Here is a 23790-nt window from a genome sequence, read left to right as displayed (position 1 = left end):
TCTCAGCCCAGTCTTCCAGTGCGATCACCCCTCCAGCCTCGGAGGGGTCAGTCCCAATCCGCCGCTAGAGGGTCAGTCTCAGCGCGTCGTCGACACCTCGCTGCGGGAGAAGCGTTCGGCGTGATGACGTAGAGAGCGCGTGGAGGCAACGAAGGACTCGCTGTGTTCGAGCAGCGCGGCGTCCCAGCGTGCTCGGATGTCAGCTGCCATCAGCTGCTTGTTCGTTTTCGTGACGGCGTAGGCCCCGAGTGCTGCTGCGATCAGGCCACCGACGAACGAGAGTACTGCTGCCAACCACTCCATCCGCGAATGTTAGCTTCGGCACCACCGGCAAGGACACAGCCGACAAGCGGCCTCCGAAAAGATGAGCGAGGGGCTAAGACGGCGTAGAGGCTACGTCCCCTGCCCCGGCTGCCGGCGCTGGTGGCTCTGATCGAAGACAGTCGCATGCGCGGCCAACAGTGGGGTGATGACTGGATCGCTGGTCTAAAAGGCGAGAATGGCAGAAACCCTGATCAGTGGGGTTTCTGCCATTGCGCCCATTTAGACCAGCGGATTACGCGGGTCTGTGGCCTGCCGGGTAGGGCGTGGACAGTGCCGTTGGCCGGGTGTACGCGCCTTATCGGCATCCTTGGCTGCGGTGCGGCCGGCAGGGGTGACCTCGGTCAGGTAGTGCCGCCGCCGCTGATCGGGTCGACGCCCGTATCGACCTTCACGCGGAGTACCTGTGCGCCCGGCAGGATTCGAACCTGCGGCCTTGGGATTAGAAGTCCCCTGCTCTATCCGCTGAGCTACGGGCGCGCGGCGTGGTTGTACGCGCCAAGAGGGTACCGCCGCCCCACCTCGTGGCGGGGAAAAGGGTGCTCGCGTCCGCGTCGCCGAGCAGGGTCTCACGACGGCCGGGTGGCTGGCATCCGGGTTCCCGCCGATCGGCCCGACACTGGCCCGTACCCTCGGCTGGTGTTGCTGGACCCCGACACCGAGAGCGGCGTCGCCTACGAGATGTGCCAGATCGTCGGTCGCGCCATCCTGCCGTACCGGTCAACGGACGCCACTGACGAGCGCTTCGGCACAGTGTTCTTCTTCCAGGGCAGCGACGACCCGGTGGGGGAGTCGCTGCTGACGGCGGCCCACCTGGTCGGCGGCGCGGGCGGGGAGTTGGGTCTGCGGGCCAGCGTCACCGAGCCGGCCGGGGTCGCCCCGGACGCCGTCGCGACGGGTGAGATCAGGCCCGGCTGGGCCCGTTTTCCGGGCGACGGCGTCGCGGTGCTCGCGACCGGCGGCCTGCACCGCTACGCCGGTGACGGCGGCTGGCGGTGGCGGGTGCAGCCGGTGCCCGCCGAGATGGCCGCCGGGCCCGAGGTGATCGCGAGGCTCACCGCCGCCGCTGGTTCCGCTTTCGTGCTGGCCCATGGGGTACGCGAGGACGGCTCCCGGCCGTTGGAGGTGACGATCGAGCGGGTGGTCCGCGAGGGGGACACCGTGCGGATCACCGGGGAACTGCCACTCGGGTACGTCGGAGCGCCGGTCTTCGTCGTGCAGGCCGACGCCACCGGGGAGGTGTCGTTGTACTGCCTGGGCCTGGTGCTGCCCGGCGTCGACGGCCACCCGGTGGCGACCTTCGACCGGATCCGGGCCGTCCTCCCGGCCGCGCCCGGCGACGCCTGAGCTGTCGCCGCGCGGGCGGTCGACCGTCGCCGCGTGGGTCAGTCGCTGGCCGTCGTCCCGGCCCGATCGTCCGTGGGACGACGGTTTCCGGGCAGCCCGCGCCCATCAGCGATCGAAGCGGCGTCGGTCGGGTCGGCGTCGGTGGGGCCCGCAGGGGTGGGGTCGGTCGGGGCGGGATCGGCCGGGGCGGTGGGGCCGGCGGCGAGGAACGCCTCTGCCCACCTGCCTACCTCGTTCAGGACCTGTCGGCGTACGGCCGGGCCGGAGAGGACGAGGTCGTGCATCCCGCCGTCGAACCGTGCCAGGGTGACGTGTCGGCCGAGGCGTGGCGCGTACCGGACCATGTGCTCGACGTCCAGCACGGCGTCGGCAAGGGTCGCGCTGTCGTGCCACTTGGTGCCCCGGAAGGAGCGGGTCGAGCAGGCCAGCAGCACGGGCACCTGGATGTCCAGCCCGGCGCGCAGCCGACGTTGGCCGGTGCGGATCGCGTTCAGCCAGCCGGCCCGGACCGGGAACCCGGCCAGCGGCTTCCACGCCAGGTCGTACGTCCACTCGCCACGGTGGTCGGCGTGCAGGCTCTCGCCGTACACCGTGCCCAGCCCCATCGGCACGATGCGGTGCGGCGCCCTGCGGCCCAGCCGGGCCGCGGCGGCCGCGATGGGTCGGCGGACCGCCCAGGAGGCGTTGAAGTCGAAGAAGGGGCTGTTGAGCACGAGGCCGTCGATGGTGCCGGTGTCGCGGCGGGCGTCCGCCCAGAGCGACATGATCAGGCCGCCGGTGGAGTGGCCCATCGCCAGCAGGGTGTCGTGCCCGTCTTCCGAGCGAATGATCTTGGCGGCGGCGTCCAGCTCGGAGAAGTAGTCGCTGATGTCCTGGCAGAAGTTCGGAGTCTGGTGCGGGAGCAGGCTGCGGCCGTATTTGCGCAGGTCGAGGGCGTAGAAATCCCAGCCACGCTCGGCGAAGAAGTCAGCCAGGTGGGTCTGGAAGAAGTAGTCGACGAAGCCGTGCACATAGAGCACCGCCCGCCCGGTGGGGCGCTCGGCTCGCCGCCGGACCACTGTCGCGACGACAGGCCCCTCGTCGTCGGTGCCCAGGTCGATCGTCTGCCGCTCGTAGGGCGGCCCCAACACGTCCGGTTCCACGGAATCGACGCTACGCCGGCCGACTACCCGGCGGTAGGCCCGACGCCCGCCGGCCCCGACCGGCCGTGCCTGCCGGCCGGGGCATGGCGGGGGTACGCGGTCAGACCGTCTCGGCGTCGGCGCGGCTCGGGTCGGCGGCGGGCAGCTCATCCGGCTCGCCGGCCGGGTCGACCTCGCCCTGCGGCTGGCTGACGTCGCGCAGGTGCTTGTTGTGGCGCGGCTCCTGGCGGGTCTTGGCGTCGTTGAGGCGCCGGCGCAGGTCGTCGCGAACGTCGTTGAGCGCGGCGTGCAGGTCCTCCTCGGCGGAGGTGGTGACGATCTTCTGTCGGCCGGCGATCCAGCACTCCAGGGTGACCTTCTGGCCCCGGGCCTCCCGGTCCTTCACCGACACCTCCAACTCGGTGGCGTCGGCGTGGAAGCTGGCCAGCCGGGTGTCGAGGGTGGCGAACTGCTCGGCGATCCAGTTCCGGTCGCCCTGCGAGAACCCGGCACCCACCCGGAGGCATCCGGCCACGGTGGCCGGGTTCGCCACGGCGCTCATCGCCGCGCCCCGGAAGCGGTTGCGGAACCGAAAGCATTGATCATCATGGCGCTGGCCTCTCGTCGACGTGGGAGCTGTCGGTGGTGCTTGATCAAGTCCATACCCACTCGGGCGGCGCCGGAACCGCAGTCACCCGACCGGGTGAGGTCGGCCGTACCACATCAGGGCGTGATCAGGGCGTTGTCCACAGGTTCCCCCGTTGTCCACAGGTCGGGGTTGCGGCGCTGGCGACCCTCGTCGACACCGCTCAGGCTCAGGGCCGAGTCGACTCGCGCTGGCAGACCCCGGATCCCCTGGAGGGACGATGTTTGACACCTACGTCACAATTGTCGGCAATGTGCTGACCGCGCCGGAGTGGCGGCGTACCACCCAGAGCAACACCCTGGTGGCCAACTTCAAGGTCGCGTCCACCGCCCGCCGGCTCGACCGCGACAGCGGCCGCTGGGTCGACGGCAACTCGCTGCGGGTCCGCGTCAACTGCTGGCGCAAGCTCGCCGAAGGCGTCGCCGCCTCGGTGATGGTCGGCGACCCGGTGGTGGTCTGTGGTCGCCTCTACACCCGCGACTGGACCGACGACGCCGGCAACCACCGCACCATCTACGAACTGGAGGCGGTCGCCGTCGGCCACGACCTGTCCCGTGGCCGGGCCCGCTTCCTGCGTAACCGGCCGACCATGACGACGAGCACCGTCGAGGACGCGGAAGCCGAGAGCCGGGTGCACGGCGAGCCCACCGAGCCGGTGCCGGCCGGGCAGGCGCCCGTGCTGCCCGATGACCGACCGATGGACGACGACTTCGAGCTGTCCGACTTCGGCTCGCTGCGGACCAGCCCGGTCGACCACGGTCCGCTCGACGACGGCGGTCCGCTCGACGACGTCTCCCTTCCCGGCAGCGGCGACCTGGGCGGCGGTGTCACGGGTGGCCCCGATCGTGCGCAGGGCGGCGAGCCCGACATGCCTGCCGCCCTCGACGACGACGAACTGGCCCCTCCCGGCGACTCGGACGACGGTGACCCCGACGGCGAGCTGGGGCCGGTGCCCGACGAGGGCCGACCGGATCCCGCGCCGTCCGGCCGGGGGCGGCGCGGTCGAGGACGTGTTCCGCAGCCGGTGTGACCGTTTCGGCTTCCGAGCGCCCAACGGCGTGGCACGACGGGGGCGGGGTGGCGACGCGACAGGCGTCGTCACCCCGCGTGACGCCAGCGGCGGGCGCGGCTGCGGCCTGATGAGCGGTGCGGCTTGGCGGACGGCGGGGCGGGCGGGCGCGGCGGGGCTCGTGCGGTGCGGCGGGCTGCCGCGCACGGTCGGGCGGGAGTGCGGCTGGCGCGGTTGGTTCACGGGATGCTCGTCTAGGCTGGCCGGCCGGAGGTGGTGCGCGTGCGGCAGACAGCGCCGGTGGCGAACGCGGTAGGGCTGTTGGCCGGGTACGCGCTGGACAGGATGCTCGGCGACCCCCGCCGGTGGCACCCGGTGGCCGGCTTCGGGCAGGCCGCCGGGGCGTTGGAGCGTCGCCTCTACCGGCCGGACCGGGCAGCGGGTGCCGCGTTCACCGCACTTGCCGTGGGCGGGCCGGTGGTGCTCGGGGCGGTCGCCGCCGCGGCCACCCGGCACCGGCCCGTGGCCCGCGCGGTGCTCGTCGCCGCCGGAACCTGGACCGTGCTGGGCGGCCGGACCCTGCGGCACGAGGCCTCCGTGATGGGTCGGACGCTGCGCGACGGTGACCTGCCCGCCGCCCGGCGACGCCTCGGTAACCTCTGCGGCCGAGACCCGTCCACCCTTGGCGAGTCGGAGCTGGCCCGAGCCACAGTCGAGTCGGTCGCGGAGAACACCTCCGACGCGGTGGTCGCCCCGCTCGTCTGGGGCGCGGTCGCCGGCCTTCCCGGGCTCCTCGGCTACCGCGCGGCGAACACCCTCGACGCGATGGTCGGGCACCGGTCGGAGCGGTACGCGCGGTTCGGCACCCCTGCCGCTCGGCTGGACGACCTGCTCAACCTGGTGCCGTCCCGGCTGACCGGGCTGCTCACGATCGCTGTCGCCCCGGTCGCGCACGGTGACCGTGAACGGGCCTGGCGCGTGTGGCGGCGCGACCGCAACGACCACCCGAGCCCCAACGCCGGCCAGTGCGAGGCGGCGATGGCCGGCGCGCTCGGTGTCCGCCTCGGCGGCCGCAACATCTACTTCGGGCGCTCCGAGGTCCGCCCGCTCCTGGGTGACGGTCCGCGTCCCGAGGCGCGCCACCTCAAGCGAGCCGCCCGCGTGTCCGGCGCCGTGGGGCTGGCCGCCCTCGGGCTGGCCGCCGCCTACCCGGTGACAGTCGGCCGCCTCGTCAACGCCGCGGGCCGGCGCGGGCTCGCCGCGGTGCTCGGTCGGCGCGGGGTGTACGCGACGACTCGTCGTGGTGGGCTGGCGCGGTGACGGGTCGGCGCGAGCTGCGCGCGGTGACGGGTGGGCGCGGGCTGGCAGCGGTGGTGGGTCGGCGTTGGGCGAGGGCTGTCGTGGCCGGGCGGGGGAGTGGGCGGTGAGCGGTGGTCTGTTGGTTGCCGGCACCACCTCCGACGCCGGCAAGAGCGTGCTCACCGCCGGCATCTGCCGGTGGCTGCACCGCCAAGGCGTGAAGGTGGCGCCGTTCAAGGCGCAGAACATGTCGAACAATTCGGCGGTCGTGGTCGGGCCGGACGGGCGGGGCGGCGAGATCGGCAGGGCCCAGGCCATGCAGGCGGCGGCCTGTGGGCTCGCCCCGGACCTACGCTTCAACCCGGTCCTGCTCAAGCCGGGTAGCGACCTCGCCAGCCAGGTGGTGCTGCTCGGCGAGGCGGTCGACACGATCACCGCGAGCACCTTCGGGCAGTTGCGGCCCCGGCTCGCCGAGACCGCGTACGCGGCGCTGGCCGAGCTGCGCGACGCGTACGACGTGGTGATCTGCGAGGGCGCGGGCAGCCCGGCGGAGATCAACCTGCGGGGCGGGGACTACGTGAACATGGGCCTGGCCCGGCACGCCAACCTGCCCACAATCGTGGTCGGCGACATCGACCGAGGTGGCGTGTTCGCGTCGATGTTCGGCACTGTGGCCCTGCTCGACGCCGCCGACCAGGCACTGATCGCCGGCTTCGTGATCAACAAGTTCCGTGGTGATCTCGGTCTGCTTCAGCCAGGTCTGGACATGCTGGGCCAGGTGACCGGCCGCCCCACATTTGGCGTGGTGCCGTGGGCGCTCGACCTGTGGCTGGACGCGGAGGATTCGCTCGCCTACGGCCGGGTGCTCGGCCGTCCCGCCGCGCCGTACGGCACCGAGTGGTTGGACGTGGCAGTCGTGCGGCTACCCCGGGTCAGCAACGCCACCGACGCGGAGACGCTGGCCACCGAGCCAGGCGTCCGCGTACGCCTCACCGTCGAACCGGCCGAACTGGCCGCCGCCGACCTGATCATCCTGCCCGGCTCGAAGTCGACAGTCGCGGACCTCGCCTGGCTGCGCGAGACCGGCCTCGCCGACGCGGTCCACGCACACGTGGCAGCCGGAAAACCACTGCTCGGCCTCTGCGGCGGCTTCCAGATGCTCGGCCGGGCCATCCACGACCCGGTGGAGAGCCGGCAGGGCAGCGTGCCCGGGCTCGGCCTGCTGCCGATCGAGATCACCTTCGACCCGCGCAAAACCGTCCGGCAGTCGGTGGGCACCGCCCCCGGCGGCCTGCCGGTCCGCGGCTACGAGATCCATCACGGGTACGTCTCGCAGGCCGACCCGGCCCTGACCCCGCTGCTGACCGGAGCCGACGGCGTCGGCGAGGGTGCGGTGCTCGGCGCGGTGTACGGCACGCACTGGCACGGGGCGTTCGAGTCGGACGGGTTCCGTCGCTGGTTCCTCACCGAGGTGGCCCGGCTGGCCGGGCGTACCGGGTTCCGCGTCTCGCCGGCCACCAGTTTCGCCGCCGCCCGGGAACGCTCACTCGACCTGCTCGGCGACCTCGTCGAGGAGCACCTGGACACCGACGCCCTCTGGAAACTCATCGAAACCGGCCCAACCCCCGGACTTCCCTTCATCCCACCCGGCCCGCCGTCGCCCTGACCGGCGACTCGGCGTCGGGTGCGTGCCGCCATCCCACGCGGCCCGCACCTGCCTGACCCCCGACTCAGCGTTGGGTGCGTGTCGTCATCCCACCCGGCCCGCACCTGCTTGACCCGCGACTCGGCGTTGGGTGCGTTCCGTCAACCCACGCGGCCCGCACCTGCCTGAACCGCGACTCGGCGTAGGGGTGGCTGGGTCTCAGGGGCGGATGTCTGCGGGGCGATCGGTGGTGGGCAGGCCGGCGGCGAGCCAGGCGTCCACGCCGCCGATCATGTCGGTGGCCCGGCGCAGCCCGAGAGTCTGGAGGCTGGCGGCCGCGAGGCTGGAGCTGTAACCCTGGCGGCACACAAGCACTATCTCCCGGTCGTAGCCGGTGGCCTCCGGGATGCGCCACGCGCTGGCCGGATCGAGTCGCCATTCCAGCACCGTCCGGTCGATGACGACGGCGCCGGGCAGGTCGCCCTGTTCGCGGCGCTGCGTGTCGGTACGGGTGTCGACCAGCAGGGCGCCGCCGCGGACCGCGTCGACGGTCTGCTGCGGAGTCAATCGGTGCAGCCCGGCGCGGGCCTGTTCGAGCAGGGCGTCGATGCCGGGGCTCATCACGTCTCGGAGCACCACCCGATCATGCCGACTCGGTGGCACCCCGGGCGGCGAACGGGCCGCCCGTCACCCGTCGCCGCCCCAATTCCCCCGGACGTGACGGCCACCCGACCACGGCGGTCAACCAGACGTGTCAGCCCGACCACCGCACGCCGTCGATGCCCGACCCACCGACCCACGGCAGGCCGCCGACGCCGCGTGATCCACTCGGTTTCCTTGAAATCGCGGTATCCCCGTCGACAGGACACCCCGATTTCTAGGAACCCGAGTCGATCACGTTGGCCTACGACGACGACGGCATACTTTGGTGGTGTACGAACCCAGCCCGGGCCGCCGACACCAGGCCGCCGCAAAACCGTGAACGCCAATGAGGCCGGGAACGCCGACGAGGCCGAAAAGGCCGGTGGAGCTGGGGACCTCGGTCAGGCTGAGGACGTCAACGGGGCCAGGAACGCCGATCAGGCCGGGGATGTCGGGAGGGTGGCGGACCGCACCACCTACCGCGCGGACGTCAGGTCGAGCGTGGCGGTTGTCGAGGCGTACACCCTGTTGGCTCGTCGGGTGCTCGCGGGCCCGGCGCGGTTGGGGCGGACTCGGCTGGTTGCGGTCGACGGGCCGAGCGGCGCGGGCAAGAGCCGGTTCGCCGCGCACCTCGCGGACGCTCTGGCCGTGCTGGCGGGCGGTGGGCGGCCACCTGTGGTGCACACCGACGACCTGCTCGACGGCTGGGACGACCAGCTCACTTTCTGGCCACGGCTGGACGCGCAGGTGCTGGGGCCGCTGCGGGCGGGACGGCCGGGGGCGTACCGCCGCTACAGCTGGGTCCGGCGGTCCTTTCTGCCGCGCCCGGTCGCGGTGCCGGTCGCGTCGGTGCTGGTCTTGGAGGGGGTCAGCGCGGCGCGTGCCGTCATCCTGCCCGAGGTGACCCTGGCGGTCTTCGTGACTGCGCCCGCGCCGACGCGGCTGGCCCGCGCGGTGGCTCGGGACGGGCCGGAGATCCTGCCCGAGCTGCGCCGTTGGCACGAGGGGGAGCGGGCGCACTTTGCCGCCGACGGCACGATCGACCGGGCCGACCTGGTGATCGACGGTGCGCCGACGCTGCCGTACGACGCCGAGAGGTACTACGTGCGGACGCGGTGACCCGAGCTTGGCATGGACGCGGGGCACCGGCTGGGGCACGATGCGGGAAAGGTCGGGTACGGCGAACGGGAGCCACATGTCGACAACGGACACACCGGCACGACGACGGATCACCCTCACCGGCATCAGTTCCCGGGCCTGGGAGCACCCGGCGGACCGGGGCGCTCTTGTCGCGCTGCGGGAGCTGCGCGGGTTCGACGACGTGCTGCGGTCGTTCTTCGGTATGTGGAACGAGCGCGGGTTCCGGCTGTCCGTGTTGGCGTCCGGCATCCGCGTCGACCACCGCCAGTATCCGGCGGTGTGGCAGCGCTACACCGAGGCCGGCGCGGCGCTCGACGTGGCCGAGCTGCCCGAGCTGTACGTGACGCAGTCGCCGTGGTTGGGTGCCGAGGCGGTCGGCCTGGAACGGCCGTTCATCGTGCTGAACTCCGCTTGCGTGCAGCAACTCGACGAGGACGAGCTGCGTTGCCTGCTCGGCCACGAGCTGGGGCACGTGGGCAGCGGGCACGCGGTCTACAAGACCATGCTCATGATCCTCACGAGGTGGGCGGCCAACCTGAGCTGGTTGCCGGTGGGCGCTATCGCGCTCCGGGCGATCATCGCGGCGATGCTTGAGTGGTGGCGCAAGGCGGAGCTGTCTGCCGACCGGGCCGGTCTGCTCGCCGGGCAGGACCCGGCCGCCGCGCTGCGGCTGCTGATGAAGCTCGCCGGCGGCGGTGACCTGTCCCAGATCGACACCACGGCCTTCCTGGAGCAGGCCGCCGAGTACGCCAGTGGCGGCGACCTGCGGGACAGCCTGCACAAGATCCGGATGACGGCCTGGAGCACCCATCCGGCGCCGGTGGCGCGGGCCGCCCAGCTGCGGCAGTGGATCGACTCCGGGGCGTACGGGCGGGTGCTGGCCGGTGACTACCCACGTCGCGACGACGACGCGTCGACGAGCGTGTCCGAGGAGATCAAGGCAGCCGCCGAGTCGTACCGGGAGGAGTTCAACAGGTCCACCGATCCGCTTGTCGGGTTGCTGCGCGGCCTCGGCGACGGCGCCAATGACGTCGGTGAGTGGGTGGGTGGCACCGCAGGCCGGGCCCGTTCCTGGATGGACGCCGCAACCGAGGCCGCCGGCCGCGCGCACCGCGCCGGCCGGGCCGCGCCGGGCGCGACCGCGGGCGCGGGCACCGCCGGAGGCGGCGAGGGTACGGGCTCGGCCGGCGCGGCGGGGTAAGGCCGGCATACGATTCCGGTCATGACCTCACCGATCATGTCCGAGTCCGAGGTGCGGGCCGCCGTCGAGCGGGAGATGCCCGGTGTCCGGGCCGACCTGGAACGCCTCGTCCGCATCCCCGGCATCGCCTTCGAGGGCTTCGACCACTCGCACGTGGAGCGCTCCGCCGAGGCCGTCGCCGAGCTGCTGCGCGGCTGCGGCTTGGACGTCGACATCGTGCGCTCCGGCGGTCAGCCCGCGGTGATCGGCCGGCGGGCCGCCCCGCCCGGGGCCCCGACCGTGCTGCTGTACGCCCACCACGACGTGCAGCCGGTCGGCGACCTGTCGCTGTGGGAGTCCGACCCGTTCGAGCCGGTGGAGCGGGACGGCCGGCTTTACGCCCGAGGCGCGGCCGACGACAAGGCCGGCATCATGGCGCACGTCGCGGCGCTGCGGGCGTACGGTGACGCGCTGCCGGTCGGCGTGGTCCTGTTCATCGAGGGCGAGGAGGAGTACGGCTCCGACTCGCTGGAGCGGCTGCTCGCCGAGCACCGCGACGAGATCGTCTCGGACGTCATCGTGATCGCCGACTCCGCCAACTGGGATGTCGGCGTACCGGCGTTGACGACCTCACTGCGCGGCATCGTCAACTGCTTCGTCGAGGTCCGTACCCTCGACCACGCCGTGCACAGCGGCATGTTCGGCGGTGCCGTCCCGGACGCGCTTACCGCGTTGGTGCGGCTGCTCGCCACCCTGCACGACGACGCCGGTGACGTGGCGGTGGACGGGCTGGTCGGCCGTGAGGGCGCCGTCGTCGACTACCCGGAGGACCGGTTCCGGGCCGAGGCCGGGCTGGCCGAGGGCGTGCAGCTCATCGGCACCGGCCGGATCACCGACCGGCTCTGGACCAAGCCGGCGCTGGCCGTGCTCGGCATCGATGCGCCGTCGACAGGTGAGGCGCCGAACGCCCTGGTGCCGGCCGCGAAGGCGAAGCTCAGCATCCGGCTCGCCCCGGGCGACGACCCCAAGGGGGCGTACGCGGCGGTGCGCGCGCACCTGGAGAAGCACGCCCCGTGGGGAGCCCAGGTGACGGTCAGCATCGAGCACGACGGTGACCCGTGTGTGATCGACGCGTCCGGGCCGATGTTCGACGCGGCCCGCTCGGCCTTCCGGGCCGCCTGGGACGGCACCGACCCGGTGGACATCGGCGTCGGCGGCTCGATCCCATTCATCGCCACCTTCCAGGAGATGTTCCCCCGGGCGGCGATCCTGGTGACGGGTGTGGAGGACCCGCACGCCCGGGCGCACGGCCCGAACGAGAGCCTGCACCTCGGCGAGTTCGCCCGGGTCTGCCTCGCCGAGGCGTTGCTGCTGGGCAAGGTGGCCGCGGCGGGCAGTTAGGTGTCGGTACGGCAACTTTGGGCCTGTTTCCGGGAGTTTCGGCGTGTCGAACGGTCGACTGTTATAGCCTTTCGAACATGAGTACGAACGAGGTGATGGCCCGCCTGGAGGCCGCCGTCAGTGCGCTGGGGGACGTCGACGTCTCCGCGTGGTCCGAGACCACGCTCAACGAACAGCTCGGTGAGCTCTCCGCCGCCCTGGTCGCCCTCGACTCGGTGCTCTCCCGGGTCGCCGGTGAGGTCCGCGCCCGGGGGCTGCGCATCGAGGAACCCGTCTCCGCCTGATCCGCCGTCCGCCGTGGTGGCGGCACCCTGCCGACACCGCCCGGGCACGGCAATGCCCGGGCGGTGTCGGAGGTGGCTGGCAGGATGAACTCCGTGCGGTTCATCGACCTGGCGGCCACCTCCGCCGCCGTGGGCGCCACCAGCGGCCGGCGGGCCAAGGTGGAGCTGCTCGCCGACGCGCTGCGCCGGCTCGACCCGACCGAGGTGGAGCCCGGTGCCGGCTATCTCGCCGGCGAGCTGCGCCAGCGGCAGACAGGCGTGGGTTATGCGAGCCTGCGTGACCTGCCGCCTCCCGCAGCCGAGCCGACGCTTACCGTGGCCGCCGTCGACGCGGCCATCGAGCAGATCGCCGCCGTGCGGGGCGCGGGTTCCCAGGCCCGCCGTCGCGCGCTGCTCGGCACCCTCTACGCGGCGGCGACCGCCGACGAGCAGCGGCTGCTCACCAACCTGTTCGGTGGCGAGTTGCGCCAGGGTGCCCAGGCGGGGCTGCTTGCCGATGCGGTGGCCCGTGCCGCCGAGGTGCCGGTGGCGACGGTCCGGCGGGCTCTGCTGCTCGCCGGTGACCTGCGCGCCGTGGCGGTGGCCGCGTTGACCGGAGGCGCCGCTGCCCTGGCCGGGTTCGGCCTTCAGGTCGGTCGCCCGCTGGCGCCGATGCTGGCGCAGAGCGCCCCGTCGGTCGACGAGGCGCTGGCCGCGACAGGCACGCCCGCAGTTGTCGACGTGAAGCTCGACGGCATCCGCATCCAGGTGCACCGTTCCGGTGCCGACATCGCCGTGTTCACCCGCAGCCTCGACGAGATCACCAGCCGGGTGCCCGAGGTGGTCGCCGCGGTCCGGGCCCTGCCCGGGCGGGAGTTGGTGCTCGACGGTGAGGCGATCGGCCTTGACGAGTCGGGTCGACCACTGCCGTTCCAGCAGACCTCCAGCCGGGCCGCCCGGCGCACCACACCCAGCACCACAGGGGGCACGCCGGTCGCCCCGGCGGTGCTCGCGGCCGCCGCCACCACCGGCCAGACCGTCCTGACACCGTATTTCTTCGACCTGCTGCACCTTGACGGTGACGATCTGATCGACCTGCCCGGCCGTGAGCGGTGGGCCGCGCTCGCCGGCGCGGTCGATTCGTCGCTGCTGGTCGGGCGGTTGGAGGTCGACCGCCCGGAGCAGGCCGGAGCGGCGTTCGCCGCCGCGATCGACGCGGGCCAGGAGGGCGTTGTGGTCAAGGCACCGGACGCCCCGTACGACGCCGGCCGGCGGGGAGCGGCCTGGGTCAAGGTCAAACCGAGGCACACACTCGATCTGGTGGTGCTCGCCGTCGAGTGGGGCAGCGGTCGGCGGCAGGGCTGGCTGTCCAACCTGCATCTGGGTGCCCGCGATCCGCGCACCGGCGACTTCGTGATGCTCGGCAAGACGTTCAAAGGGCTCACCGACGAGCTGCTGCGCTGGCAGACCGAGCGGTTCCTCGGCCTTGCCGTGGAGCGCGGCGACTGGGTGGTCCGGGTCCGTCCCGAGCAGGTGGTCGAGATCGCCTTCGACGGGGTGCAGACGAGTTCGCGCTACCCGGGCGGGATGGCGCTGCGGTTCGCCCGGGTGGTGCGATACCGCGAGGACAAGTCCGCCGCCGAGGCGGACACCATCGACGCGGTTCGGGCAATCCACGCCGGCCGGTCCACCGGCTGACCGGCCATAACGGCCGGGGTCACCTGTTGGACAGCGACCGGGCGTAGTTGACCTGGTTGTTGAGGTGCTGCACCTGGCTCTGGTCGGTGACCGGGATCCGGGCCACGTACTGCTGGGCGCCGTTGGTGACCGTCACCTGGACGGTGCCGTGGTGCCGGGTCTCCTTGACCAGCAGGAAGAGCAGGCTGAACACGGCCACGCAGAAGAAGCCGACGATGGCACAGACAAGCGCCCAGGTGGCGATCTTCTCCTCCCGCTGCCAGTAGTCGGCAACGTGCCAGGTGGCACCGGCCAGCGGCAGCACACCTGTCGGTGTGCGGATGACCGGCGGGGTCACGGTGATCTCGGCGATCTGTACCGCTACCACCTCCGGCCCGGCGGCGAAGCCGGCCGAGACCGGGTGCGCCGCCACCGGCGGGTACGGCCCGACCGCCGGCCACGGCCCCGGGACCTGAGCGGGCGGCCCGGAGAACTGCGCGGGCGACCCCGAGACGGGCGCGGGCTGCCCCGAGAAGGGTGCGGGCGGGCCGGAGAAGAGTGCCGGCGGGCCGGAGAACTGGGCCGGTGGGCCGGAGAACGGCGCCGGTGGCGCGGAGAACTGGGCCGGCGGCCCGGGCAACGGCGTGGGCGCCGCGGACGGCTGGGCCGGCGAGCCGGGGAACGGCGCGGGCGCGGCGGGGAACTGCGCCGGCGTGGCGGGGAACTGCGCGGGCGGTGCCGGCGCTGGTGCGGCCGGCACCGGTGTGGCCGTCGGCGTGCCGAAGATCGCGGCGGTCGGGTGCGGTGTGGCCGGTGGGCTGGCCGACCACTCGTCGGTGAGCGGCGCGGAGGCCCACGGGTCGGTCGCCGGGGTCGCCGGCTCCGCCTCGGGCAACGGCGCCGTGGGATCGACGGTCACCGGCACACCCCACACGAAATGATCACGCGGCGGAGATTACCTGCTGCCGTGGCGTCCCGTGTTCCCCCGGGCGTCCGATTGCGACGCCGACTCGGGTTCCGTTTCAGGCAGAGGCGCTTGGTGCGGGCTCGGCAGCCCGATCCAGCGGGGCGGTCGTCGTGCCGATGCCGGCGGCGCGGCGGGCCTCCCGGCGAGCCACCCAGCCGTAGCCGAAGAGGGCCATGACGGCGAAGAGCCACCACTGCACGACGTAGCCGAAGTTCTGCCAGTTGTTCGTGTGCCCGACCGGCACCGCCTTGAACAGCGGGTCAGCCGCCGGTGTCTGCTCGTCCAGCAGCACGTAGCCGCCGTAGACCGGGTACGGCAGCTCGCGGGCCAGCCGCGACACGCCGACCCGCCGGGTCTCCAGCATCCCGTCGCGGCGGTCCACCGCGCCGGCGCCGCTCTCGGTCTCGTGCACCCGGCCGACAACTGTCACGTCGCCACCGGGCGCGGCGGGCACCGACGGCTGGGCGGTCGCCCCGCCCGGAGCCGGCGGGATCCAACCCCTGTCGACAAGCAGCGCGGTGCCGTCGGCGAGCACCAGCGGGGTGAGCACCTCGAAACCGACACGGCTGTCGACAGTCCGGCCACGAACCAGGACCGTGTTCGACGGGTCGTACCGGCCGGTGACGGTGACCCGGGTCCAGACCTTGTCCTTGGCGGGCGGCGGGCCGGCCGTCCCCGGGCCGCCCGTGGGAGCCCGGAACGCGTCGGTCAGGGGCGTCGGGGCCATTCGCTGGCCCGCGTCGATCTGCTCGTTGATCTCGGTGCGCCCCTGGTAGCGGTCCAGCTGCCAGTTGCCCAGCCAGACCATGACGGCAGAGGCGACAAGAGTCAGCGCGAGGGCGCCCAGCCAGCGTGGGCTCAGCAGGAACCGGTACACGGCACCGAGGCTACTCGTATGACCGGGGCCACTGACCTGGACCGGGCCGGGAAGCGGTCGGCCGGTCCCGATCGGGGGTGCTCGCCCGTCGGACCGGGCAGGTATCGTCACGCGGACGGCGCGGCCCCCGGTCGGTCGTCGCGTACCCGCCGCCGCCCGCGAGGGAGTCGATGATGACCGTCGTGCCGCGTCTGGTGCTCAGTGCGCCGTCCTCCGGGCACGGAAAGAACGCCCTCGCGATCGGGCTGCTCGCCGCCCTGTCCGAGCGGGGTGTCGACGTCGCCGGGTTCAAGCTCGGCCCGGATCAGGTCGACGCCGCATACCTGGGTCTCGCCGCCGGTCGGCCGGGCCGGGTGATCGACCCCCGGTTGGTCGGCACCGACCGGCTCGCTCCGCTTGTCGCGCACGGTGCCGCGGGCGCCGGGCTCGCCGTGGTGCAGGGCAGCATGGGCCTGTACGACTCGGTCGGTGGCCGTCCCACCCAGGAGTCCACGGCTGCGGCGGCCACCGCGCTGCGCAGCCCGGTCGTCCTGGTGGTCGACGTGGCCGCGATGGGGCAGTCGGTGGCAGCCCTCGTGCACGGTTTCCGCTCGTACGACGAGCAGTTGTGGCTCGGCGGTGTGATCCTCAACCGGGTGGCGTCCTCGCGGCATGAGGGGATGCTGCGCGAGGCGCTTGAGGACGTGGGCGTGCCCGTCTACGGGGCGCTGCGCCGCCAGGACCTGCCGTCCGTGCTGCCGTCGCGCCGGCACGGGATCGCCCCGGTGGTCGACGGGTCCGCTGACGCCTCCCGCGCGGTTCGCCGCCTGGGCGAGGCGGTCGCCGCCACTGTCGACCTGGAACGGCTGCTCGGGCTGGCCCGCTCTGCGCCGCCGCTGCCGGCCGCGGCGTGGTCGCCGCAGGAAGCGCTCGGCGAGTTCGTCGTCCCGGCGGAGCGCCCGCTGGTGGCGGTCGCGGGTGGGCCGGGCGGCAGCTTCAGTCACCCGGAGACCGCGGAGTTGCTGCGCGCCGCCGGCGCCGAGGTCGTCACCGTCGATCCGCTGCGCGACGAGTCGCTGCCCGCAGGTGTCCGCGCGCTTGTCGTGGGCGGTGCGCTGCCCGAGGCGTACGCCGAGCAGTTGTCGGCCAACCGGCGGCTCTGCATCGCGGTGGCCGAGTTGGCGCGCACCGGGCGACCTGTGGTCGCCGAGGGCGCGGGTCTGCTCTGGTTGGCCCGGGAGCTGGACGGGCTGCCGATGTGCGGTGTGTTGGACGCGGTAGGTGTCAGCCGGGACGGCCTCGTGGTGGGTTACCGGGAGGCGACCGCCCAGACCGACAGTGTGGTCGCGGCACGTGGCACGGTGCTGGTCGGGCACAAGGAGCACCGCGCGGTGCTCACCCCGCGCGCCGGTCAGCGGCCGGCGTGGAGCTGGGACGGTGGCACGCCGGAGGGTTTCGTGTGGCGCAACGTCCACGCCTCACAGCTCGCTCTGCACTGGGCCGGCCACGCCGCGACCGCCGCCCGACTGGTCGCGGCGGCGGTGCGCGAGCCGGTGGCCGAGGCTGACCCGGCCGGTGAGGTCCTCGCCGACGAGCACTGATCCCGGGCCACTCCGGTCAGCCGACGATGGCGTCCGAGGGTGGGGTGAACTGGCGGGTCGGTGTGCCCTTCAGGCCGTCACGCAGGGTTTCCGACACCGCCTTGATGGGGATCTGGGACTGCCCGTCACCGACCGCGTTGAACGGATTGTCCGGGTCGGAGATGAAGCTCGCCGCCGCCAACTCCGGTGTGTAGCCGACGAACCAGGCCGACCGGGTGCTGTCGGTGGTGCCGGTCTTGCCGGCGACCGGGCGGCCGACCGTACCCCGGACGCTGTCGGCGGTGGACCAGCCCCCGCAGCTACCGCGTGCCGGGGTGTCCCCGGTGGGACAGCGGGCGGCGTCGGTGGCGGCCCGGGCGGCGTCCGCGCTGACGACCTGCCGGCACCGAGGCTTGGCCACCTCACGATGGATACCACCAGGCGTGGTGAACGTCGCCGGGGTGCCGTCCCGGTTCATGATCGCCTGTACGGGTATCGCCTCGCAGTAGCGGCCGTCGGCGGCGATGGCGGCGTACGCGTTCGCCATCTCCAGCGGTGTGGCGTCGGAGACGCCAAGGGTGAACGCACCCCACTTGGACGCTTTCGCGGGTGAGGCGTGGTCCCGGTCCACGTCGGTGCGCCAGCGCAGCCCGAGTTGCTCCGCCAACCGGACCGCCCGCTCCGCGCCCACCTTCTCCTCCAGCCACACGAAGTACGTGTTGACCGACTTGCCGAAGCCGGACCACATGGTCTGCTGGCCGGTCATCGCGCCGCTGGCGTTGGAGGGCGCCCAGCCGTCGTAGACCGATGACCGGTAGCGGTACGGGGCGTTGAACGAGGTGGAGAGCGTCATCCCCGAGTCCAGGGCGGCGAGCATCGGGAACATCTTGAACGTCGACCCGGCCTGGTAGCCCGCCAGGTCACCGCCGCCGAGCAGCGGCGCCACGGTGTTCGGATAGTTTGCCTTCACCTTCGGCCCGGCCTCGGGGTTGGAGCTGGGTGGGTTGTCGGCCAGGTCGAGGGAGTACGTCCGGTTCACCGCCATCGCCTTCACCCGCCCGGTGCCCGGCTCGGAGACCACTATGCCGTTGGCGAACGGGCTGCCGGTGGCCTCCTTGGCGCCGACGTTCTTCTCCGCGGCCTCCTGGATCTTCGGGTCGATGCTGAGCACGATCCGGTAGCCGCCGCGCCGCAGCTTGTCCATCCGTTCCAGCCGGTTCGCCCCGAACGCGGGCTGCGCGCTCCACCAGTTCTTCAGGTAGTCGCAGGCGAAGCCCCAGCTGTTGTACTTCTCCGGGATCGCCGCGCAGTCGTGCGGCGGGGTGGTCAGCTTCAGCCGGATCGGCTCGGACTTGGCGGCGGCGGCCGAGTCGGGGGAGAGGTAACCGAGCTGGCTCATCCGGTCCAGCACGTAGTTGCGCCGCCCGGTGGCCTCCTTCTGGTCGGAGTCCGCGGGGTCGTACTCGGACGGGGACTTGACCAGGCCGGCGAGGGTGGCCGCCTCGACGGGGGTGAGGTCCTTCGGGGTCTTGGAGAAGAAGATCTCGCTGGCCGCGTAGATGCCGTACGCCCGGTGCCCGAAGTACGCCGAGTTCAGGTAGCGCTCCATGATCTGTTCCTTGCTCAGCTCCTTCTCCAGGTCCAGCGCCATCCGCATTTCCTTGACCTTGCGCAGGCTGGTCTGCTGGGTGGCTTCCTGGACCTGCTTGGGGGTTGTCGCGCTGTCCCGCAGGGCCATCCGGACGTACTGCATGGTGAGCGTGGACGCGCCCTGCGAGCCGCCGGAGCGGGCGTTGGAGACGAAGGCGCGGGCGACGCCCTTCGGGTCGACGCCGTGGTGCTGGTAGAAGCGGGAGTCCTCGGCGGCGACGATCGCCTGCTGGATGTTCGGCGACATGTCCGACAGCTTCGTGTACTGCCGGTACTCCTCGTAGAACATGGTCAGTACGGTCTTGCCGTCAGGGGCGTAGAGGTACGAGGTCTCGGCGGGCAGGGCGGTGGCCAAGAGCCTGGTCTTGTGGTCCACGGCGTGCGCGGTGGCCTTCGCGCCGAGCCCGGTGAGGGCGACAAGCGGGTACGCGACGGCGGCGATGACGATGCCGGCGATGAGCCCGGCGCGCAGGAGAGGGACGAGTCGACCAGCGGCAGCAAGGGGTCGGTTGCTCACGTGGCAAAGTTATGACATTTCCGAATCGAACATGAGAAGAACTCATAAACCCGCGAGGTGGTGACGTGGCTTACGCCGAGATCGACTGTCCCGCTGGCCGCCTTCCCGGCAGGATCGCGGGCATGCGTGATGAGCCGAGCGAGGTGCCGCCCGTCGCCGAGGCCGAACCGGCGGCGGTGACCGAGCCGGATCTGACGCACCACGGGGACGCGGAGGTCGGCGCCGGCCTGATCGACCTCGCCGTGAACGTCCGCCAAGCGTCACCGCCGGCCTGGCTGGCCGACCCGATCGCCGCCACCCTCACCGACCTGGCCCGCTATCCGGACCCGGCGCCGGCCCGGGCCGCGGTCGCCGCCCGGCACCGGCGTCCCCCGAACGAGGTGCTGCTCACCGCCGGGGCCGCCGAGGGCTTCGTGCTGATCGCCCAGGCGCTGCGCGGCATCCGCCGACCGGTGGTCGTGCACCCCCAGTTCACCGAGCCGGAGGCAGCGTTGCGGGCCGCCGGTCACCCGGTCGAGCGGGTGCTGCTGGACCCGGCCGACGGCTTCCAACTCGACCCGTCGCGGGTGCCCGCCGACGCCGACCTGGTGATGATCGGCAACCCGACGAACCCCACCTCGGTGCTGCACCCCGCGCGGGCCGTGGCCGCGCTGGCCCGCCCGGGTCGGGTGCTCGTGGTCGACGAGGCGTTCGCCGACACCACAGGAGGCCACACCGGCGAACCGGAGTCGCTTGCCGAGCGGCGCGACCTGCCCGGACTGCTCGTGGTGCGCAGCCTCACCAAGACCTGGGGGCTGGCCGGCCTGCGGATCGGCTACCTGCTCGGCGCCCCGGACCTGCTGGCCCGGCTGGCCGCCGTCCAGCCGCTCTGGGCCGTCTCCACACCCGCGCTGGCCGCCGCCGCGGCCTGCGCCACGCCCGCCGCCGTCCAGGCCGAGCGCGCGATCGCCGTCGACCTCGCCGCCGACCGCGACCACCTCGTGGCACGCCTCGCCAGCCTCCCCGGTGTACGCGTCGCAGGCCGCCCCGCCAGCGCGTTCGTGCTGCTGCACCTGCCCGGCGCGACCCGGATCCGGGCGGCCCTGCGAGAGCGGGGCTGGGCGGTACGTCGCGGCGACACGTTCCCCGGCCTCGGCCCGGACTGGTTGCGGGTGGCGGTACGCGACCGACACACCACCGACGCGTTCGTCGAGGTGCTGCGCGAGATCATGGAGGCATGATGTTGGAGACCACTACCGCGGCCATCGCGCCACTTGACGAGTCGGCAATGGCCGCCGCCCGTGAGCTGCACGGCCGACTGACCAAGCCGCCGGGCTCGCTGGGCGCGCTGGAAGACCTGTCGGTACGCCTCGCGGGCCTGGCCGGGGCCTGCCCGCCGCCGCTGCCCGAGCCGGCCGCGGTGGCGATCTTCGCCGGGGACCACGGGGTGCACGCCCAGGGGGTGACCCCGTGGCCGCAGGAGGTCACCGGGCAGATGATCGGCAACTTCCTGGCCGGCGGCGCGGTCGTCAACGCGTTCGCCCGGCAGGCCGGCGCCTCGGTCACAGTTGTCGACGTCGGGGTGGCCAACCCGCTGCCGGCCCCAGCCGAGGCCGCCGACCCGGCGGCCTCCAGCCCGGCGGCCCGCGACCTGGCCGCGCACGACCTAGCCGCGCACGGGCCGGCCGCGCCCCGGCTGGTCGCCGCGTCGGTGCGTCGGGGGACTCGGGACTTCACGGTGACCGCCGCCCTCACCCGGGACGAGGCGCTCGCGGCGGTGTGCACCGGGATCCGGATCGCCGACGAGCTGATCGACGCTGGTGCCGGCATCCTGCTCACCGGCGACATGGGCATCGGCAACACCACCCCGGCCGCCACGCTGATCGCCGTGTTCACAGGCGTCGACCCGCTCGACTGCACAGGCCGGGGCACCGGGGTCGACGACCCGACGTACGCCCGCAAGGTGGCAGTGGTGCGGGCCGCGCTGGCCCGGCACGCACCCGACCCGGCCGACCCGCTGGGCGTGCTGGCCGCCGTGGGCGGCCTGGAGCACGCCGCGCTGGCAGGGCTGATCCTGGGCGCGGCGGCGCGCCGCACGCCTGTGCTGCTGGACGGTGTGATCGCGGTGTCCGCCGCGCTCGTCGCCGCCGCGTTCGCGCCGGACGCGGTCGGCGCCATGATCGCCGGGCACCGCTCGGCCGAGCCGGGCGCCACCGTGGCGCTGCGCCAACTGGGCCTCGACCCGCTCATCGACCTGGGGCTGCGCCTCGGCGAGGGCACCGGCGCGCTGCTGGCCCTGCCGGTGGTCACCGGCGCGGTCCGGGTGCTGCACGAGGTCGCCACCTTCGACTCCGCTGGCGTGGCCGAGAAGTGACAACGCGCGGCGAGCGAGGGGGTGCGGTGTGAGCACCAGCCCGTACCCCCTCGGTCTGCGGCTCGACGGGCGGCGGGTGGTCGTGGTGGGCGGCGGCGCGGTCGCCACCCGGCGCGTGCCGGCGCTGCTGGATGCTGGCGCGGACGTCCTGCTCGTCGCCCCGGAGCTGACCCCGGCGCTGCGAGCCCGAGCCGACGCGGGCCGACTGCGCTGGGTGCCGCGCCGGTTCGCGCCCGAGGACCTGGACGGGGCGTGGCTGGTCCAGGTGGCGATCGACGACCCGATCGCGGCGGAGTCGGTGAGCGTGGCGGCCGCCGAGCGACGGATCTTCTGCGTCCGCGCCGACGACCGCACGGCGGCGACGGCGTGGACGCCTGCGGTCACCAGGCACGGCCCGGTCACCGTGGCGGTGCTCGGCGGCGGCAACCCCCGCCGAGCGATGACCGTCCGCGACGCGATCCGCGACCTCCTCGGTGCAAGGCAGGGCCCCCAGTTAACGCCTGCGGCAGAGGAAGGGTCCCTTCCTAACGTGGGCGGGGGGCGGGTGGCACTGGTCGGGGCAGGGCCGGGGGACCCGGAGTTGATCACTGTGCGGGGTTGGCGGCTGCTCACCGAGGCCGACGTGGTGGTCGCCGACCGGCTGGTGCCCGGGCTGCTCCTGGACGAGCTGCGCCCCGATGTCGAGCTTGTGGACGCCTCGAAGATCCCCTACGGCCCGTCCCGGGCACAGGAGGAGATCAACCAGATCCTGGTCGACCGTGCCCTGGCCGGTGCGGTCGTGGTGCGGCTCAAGGGCGGCGACCCGTACGTCTTCGGCCGCGGCGGCGAGGAACTGCTGGCGTGCGCGGCGGCCGGCGTACCCGTGACGGTGGTGCCCGGGGTGACCAGCTCGATCGCCGCGCCGGCCGCGGCCGGCATCCCGGTCACCCATCGGGGAGTGGCGCACGAGTTCACAGTGGTCTCCGGGCATCTGGCCCCCGACGCACCAGCCTCCCTTGTGCGCTGGGAAGCCCTCGCCGGCCTGCGCGGCACCCTGGTGATCCTGATGGGGTTGAAGAACCTCGCCGCCATCGCGGCCACCCTGATCGCGCACGGTCGGCCGCCGGAGACGCCGGCCGCCGTCGTCCAGGAGGCCACCACGGGTGCCCAGCGGGTGCTGCGGTCGACGCTCGACGCGGTGGCCGCCGACGCACTCGCCGCCGATGTGCGGCCGCCGGCCGTCGTCGTGGTGGGTGACGTGGTGGGTGCGCTCGACCGGTGACCGGTGACATCGGTCCCGGTGGGCGTCAGCGCGGCGCCGGGTGGCGCCGCCGGCACGAGAGCGGGAGGCCCGAGGTCCCTTGCGCGTCCTTTGCTCTGCTTCAACCGGCGCAACACGGAGAAGCTGTTTGTGTTGCGTGGAGTGAAGCAGAGCAAAGGACGCGCGGAGGGCGACGGGGAGGGCGAGGGCGGGGGCCGTGTCGTGTGGCACGAAAACCGACACCCGAGGTGATCTGATGAAGCGCGCCGAACATCAAACCTGCAACCACCCGCGTACGAACGCAGCTCGTGAAGCTTGTCGAAAGGCGGGCGGGCCGGGCGCTGGAAGTGTGCAGGCGTTGGACCACGCCCAACTGCGACCATCCCGCCAACAATGCCGCCCGTAAGCGATGCCGCCGGAAGATCTCTTCCCATCTGAAGGCCAAGCGAGGAGTCAAGTACGTCGGGGTAGGTCGAAGTGGAGGACCGGCCGATCTGCCGATCACCCCCGCTGACGGCCTCTCCGCAACGTCCTTCCTTCACCTGCCTCTTGCCTCTACGGCCGAGCTGCTGATCAGCTTCCCCGATATCGACCTAGACGACGAGGCGGGCTGAGCTGCGAATAGTCGCTGCTGGCCCGGCTGACGAGGATTGATCACCGACGCCACCGGAACAGCTCGGCTACGGCCTTGATGATGCCGGGCCGGTCCTTCGGGTGTGTGCCACGAAGCGCCAAGGCAGTTACGATGATCTTGCCGACCACTGGCACGCCGAGGGCGGCAGTCACGACCCACGGGCCAGCGCTGATGAACGGCTCAAGATTCGAGAGCCCCACGGCCCGCATCTCCTCACTCCGGCCGAGTGAGTGGGGTGCATTGCACGGCTCAGCTCGACCAGTCGCGTTTACATGACTGGCTTTCGCTGAGTCCGCGCTACC

The 23790-nt window shown here is 72.8% G+C and carries 22 protein-coding genes and 1 tRNA gene; 14 read left to right on the top strand and 9 right to left on the bottom strand.

Annotated elements, in window-relative coordinates; translation table 11 throughout:
* Positions 1-78: 78 nt before the first annotated feature.
* Positions 79-303, bottom strand: a complete 225-nt coding sequence (locus ACFY2Q_RS27470) for a hypothetical protein (RefSeq protein WP_387135095.1) — start codon at positions 301-303, stop codon at positions 79-81.
* 425 nt (positions 304-728) lie between these two features.
* Positions 729-801: transfer RNA gene (locus ACFY2Q_RS27465), tRNA-Arg, on the bottom strand.
* Positions 802-960: 159 nt separating this feature from the next.
* Between ACFY2Q_RS27465 and ACFY2Q_RS27460 the strand changes: the two genes are divergently transcribed.
* A complete protein-coding gene (locus ACFY2Q_RS27460; RefSeq protein ID WP_387135092.1) occupies positions 961-1668 on the top strand; it encodes a hypothetical protein in 708 nt (235 codons plus the stop codon).
* Between the two features lie 38 nt (positions 1669-1706).
* Here the strand turns inward: ACFY2Q_RS27460 and ACFY2Q_RS27455 are convergent, their stop codons facing one another.
* Positions 1707-2810 (bottom strand): alpha/beta hydrolase, encoded by a 1104-nt coding sequence (locus ACFY2Q_RS27455; RefSeq protein WP_387135090.1) that lies wholly within the window; start codon positions 2808-2810, stop codon positions 1707-1709.
* A 100-nt stretch (positions 2811-2910) separates the two neighbouring features.
* Positions 2911-3351, bottom strand: a complete 441-nt coding sequence (locus tag ACFY2Q_RS27450; RefSeq protein ID WP_387135088.1) for an HPF/RaiA family ribosome-associated protein — start codon at positions 3349-3351, stop codon at positions 2911-2913.
* A 304-nt stretch (positions 3352-3655) separates the two neighbouring features.
* Between ACFY2Q_RS27450 and ACFY2Q_RS27445 the strand changes: the two genes are divergently transcribed.
* The 3 genes from ACFY2Q_RS27445 (at position 3656) to ACFY2Q_RS27435 (ending at position 7409) form a co-directional block, all read left to right on the top strand.
* Positions 3656-4465: a single-stranded DNA-binding protein gene (locus ACFY2Q_RS27445; RefSeq protein ID WP_387135086.1), complete on the top strand. Its 810-nt coding sequence runs from the start codon at positions 3656-3658 to the stop codon at positions 4463-4465.
* A 324-nt stretch (positions 4466-4789) separates the two neighbouring features.
* Complete coding sequence (locus ACFY2Q_RS27440; protein ID WP_387135122.1) at positions 4790-5764, top strand: cobalamin biosynthesis protein; 975 nt, start codon at positions 4790-4792, stop codon at positions 5762-5764.
* A gap of 103 nt (positions 5765-5867) precedes the next feature.
* Positions 5868-7409 carry a cobyric acid synthase gene (locus ACFY2Q_RS27435; protein WP_387135084.1) on the top strand — a complete coding sequence of 514 codons (1542 nt, stop codon included), beginning with the start codon at positions 5868-5870 and terminating at the stop codon, positions 7407-7409.
* A 198-nt stretch (positions 7410-7607) separates the two neighbouring features.
* Here the strand turns inward: ACFY2Q_RS27435 and ACFY2Q_RS27430 are convergent, their stop codons facing one another.
* Entirely contained in the window at positions 7608-8009 is a 402-nt protein-coding gene (locus tag ACFY2Q_RS27430) for a rhodanese-like domain-containing protein (RefSeq protein ID WP_357008242.1), read from the bottom strand.
* A gap of 480 nt (positions 8010-8489) precedes the next feature.
* Between ACFY2Q_RS27430 and ACFY2Q_RS27425 the strand changes: the two genes are divergently transcribed.
* The 5 genes from ACFY2Q_RS27425 (at position 8490) to ACFY2Q_RS27405 (ending at position 13712) form a co-directional block, all read left to right on the top strand.
* The gene (locus ACFY2Q_RS27425) at positions 8490-9149 is read left to right on the top strand and encodes a uridine kinase (RefSeq protein WP_387135082.1); all 660 of its coding nucleotides are present in this window, start codon (positions 8490-8492) and stop codon (positions 9147-9149) included.
* A gap of 76 nt (positions 9150-9225) precedes the next feature.
* Positions 9226-10371: a M48 family metallopeptidase gene (locus ACFY2Q_RS27420; RefSeq protein ID WP_387135079.1), complete on the top strand. Its 1146-nt coding sequence runs from the start codon at positions 9226-9228 to the stop codon at positions 10369-10371.
* A 36-nt stretch (positions 10372-10407) separates the two neighbouring features.
* Positions 10408-11751 (top strand): dipeptidase, encoded by a 1344-nt coding sequence (locus tag ACFY2Q_RS27415; RefSeq protein WP_387135120.1) that lies wholly within the window; start codon positions 10408-10410, stop codon positions 11749-11751.
* Positions 11752-11828: 77 nt separating this feature from the next.
* Positions 11829-12035, top strand: coding sequence for a hypothetical protein (locus tag ACFY2Q_RS27410; protein ID WP_387135077.1), 207 nt, complete (start codon positions 11829-11831; stop codon positions 12033-12035).
* An 84-nt stretch (positions 12036-12119) separates the two neighbouring features.
* Complete coding sequence (locus tag ACFY2Q_RS27405) at positions 12120-13712, top strand: ATP-dependent DNA ligase (RefSeq protein WP_387135075.1); 1593 nt, start codon at positions 12120-12122, stop codon at positions 13710-13712.
* 19 nt (positions 13713-13731) lie between these two features.
* On the opposite strand, the gene ACFY2Q_RS27400 is transcribed toward ACFY2Q_RS27405, so the two are convergent.
* On the bottom strand, positions 13732-14610 hold the full coding sequence (locus ACFY2Q_RS27400; RefSeq protein ID WP_387135072.1) for a hypothetical protein: 879 nt from the start codon (positions 14608-14610) through the stop codon (positions 13732-13734).
* Between the two features lie 103 nt (positions 14611-14713).
* Positions 14714-15535, bottom strand: a complete 822-nt coding sequence (locus ACFY2Q_RS27395) for an SURF1 family protein (protein ID WP_387135069.1) — start codon at positions 15533-15535, stop codon at positions 14714-14716.
* Between the two features lie 173 nt (positions 15536-15708).
* On the opposite strand from ACFY2Q_RS27395, the gene ACFY2Q_RS27390 reads away from it, so the two are divergent.
* The gene (locus ACFY2Q_RS27390) at positions 15709-17115 is read left to right on the top strand and encodes a cobyrinate a,c-diamide synthase (RefSeq protein WP_387135067.1); all 1407 of its coding nucleotides are present in this window, start codon (positions 15709-15711) and stop codon (positions 17113-17115) included.
* A 16-nt stretch (positions 17116-17131) separates the two neighbouring features.
* On the opposite strand, the gene ACFY2Q_RS27385 is transcribed toward ACFY2Q_RS27390, so the two are convergent.
* Positions 17132-19261, bottom strand: a complete 2130-nt coding sequence (locus ACFY2Q_RS27385) for a transglycosylase domain-containing protein (protein WP_387135064.1) — start codon at positions 19259-19261, stop codon at positions 17132-17134.
* A gap of 122 nt (positions 19262-19383) precedes the next feature.
* Between ACFY2Q_RS27385 and cobC the strand changes: the two genes are divergently transcribed.
* The 4 genes from cobC (at position 19384) to ACFY2Q_RS27365 (ending at position 23468) form a co-directional block, all read left to right on the top strand.
* The gene (gene cobC, locus ACFY2Q_RS27380) at positions 19384-20481 is read left to right on the top strand and encodes an Rv2231c family pyridoxal phosphate-dependent protein CobC (RefSeq protein ID WP_387135062.1); all 1098 of its coding nucleotides are present in this window, start codon (positions 19384-19386) and stop codon (positions 20479-20481) included.
* Positions 20481-21614 carry a nicotinate-nucleotide--dimethylbenzimidazole phosphoribosyltransferase gene (cobT, locus tag ACFY2Q_RS27375; RefSeq protein ID WP_387135117.1) on the top strand — a complete coding sequence of 378 codons (1134 nt, stop codon included), beginning with the start codon at positions 20481-20483 and terminating at the stop codon, positions 21612-21614. The genes cobC and cobT overlap by 1 nt, the downstream gene beginning before the upstream one ends.
* A gap of 28 nt (positions 21615-21642) precedes the next feature.
* Entirely contained in the window at positions 21643-22875 is a 1233-nt protein-coding gene (gene cobA, locus ACFY2Q_RS27370) for a uroporphyrinogen-III C-methyltransferase (RefSeq protein ID WP_387135060.1), read from the top strand.
* A gap of 287 nt (positions 22876-23162) precedes the next feature.
* Positions 23163-23468 carry a hypothetical protein gene (locus ACFY2Q_RS27365; RefSeq protein ID WP_387135057.1) on the top strand — a complete coding sequence of 102 codons (306 nt, stop codon included), beginning with the start codon at positions 23163-23165 and terminating at the stop codon, positions 23466-23468.
* 40 nt (positions 23469-23508) lie between these two features.
* Here ACFY2Q_RS27365 and ACFY2Q_RS27360 read toward each other — a convergent pair whose 3' ends face one another.
* Positions 23509-23688, bottom strand: a complete 180-nt coding sequence (locus tag ACFY2Q_RS27360) for a hypothetical protein (RefSeq protein ID WP_387135055.1) — start codon at positions 23686-23688, stop codon at positions 23509-23511.
* Between the last annotated feature and the right edge of the window lie 102 nt (positions 23689-23790).

The sequence above is a fragment of the Micromonospora sp. NPDC000316 genome, from assembly GCF_042898885.1.
Taxonomy (GTDB): Bacteria; Actinomycetota; Actinomycetes; order Mycobacteriales; family Micromonosporaceae; genus Micromonospora.
The sequence above is the reverse complement of the archived record's forward strand: the minus strand, read 5'-3'. Positions and strand labels throughout refer to the sequence as shown.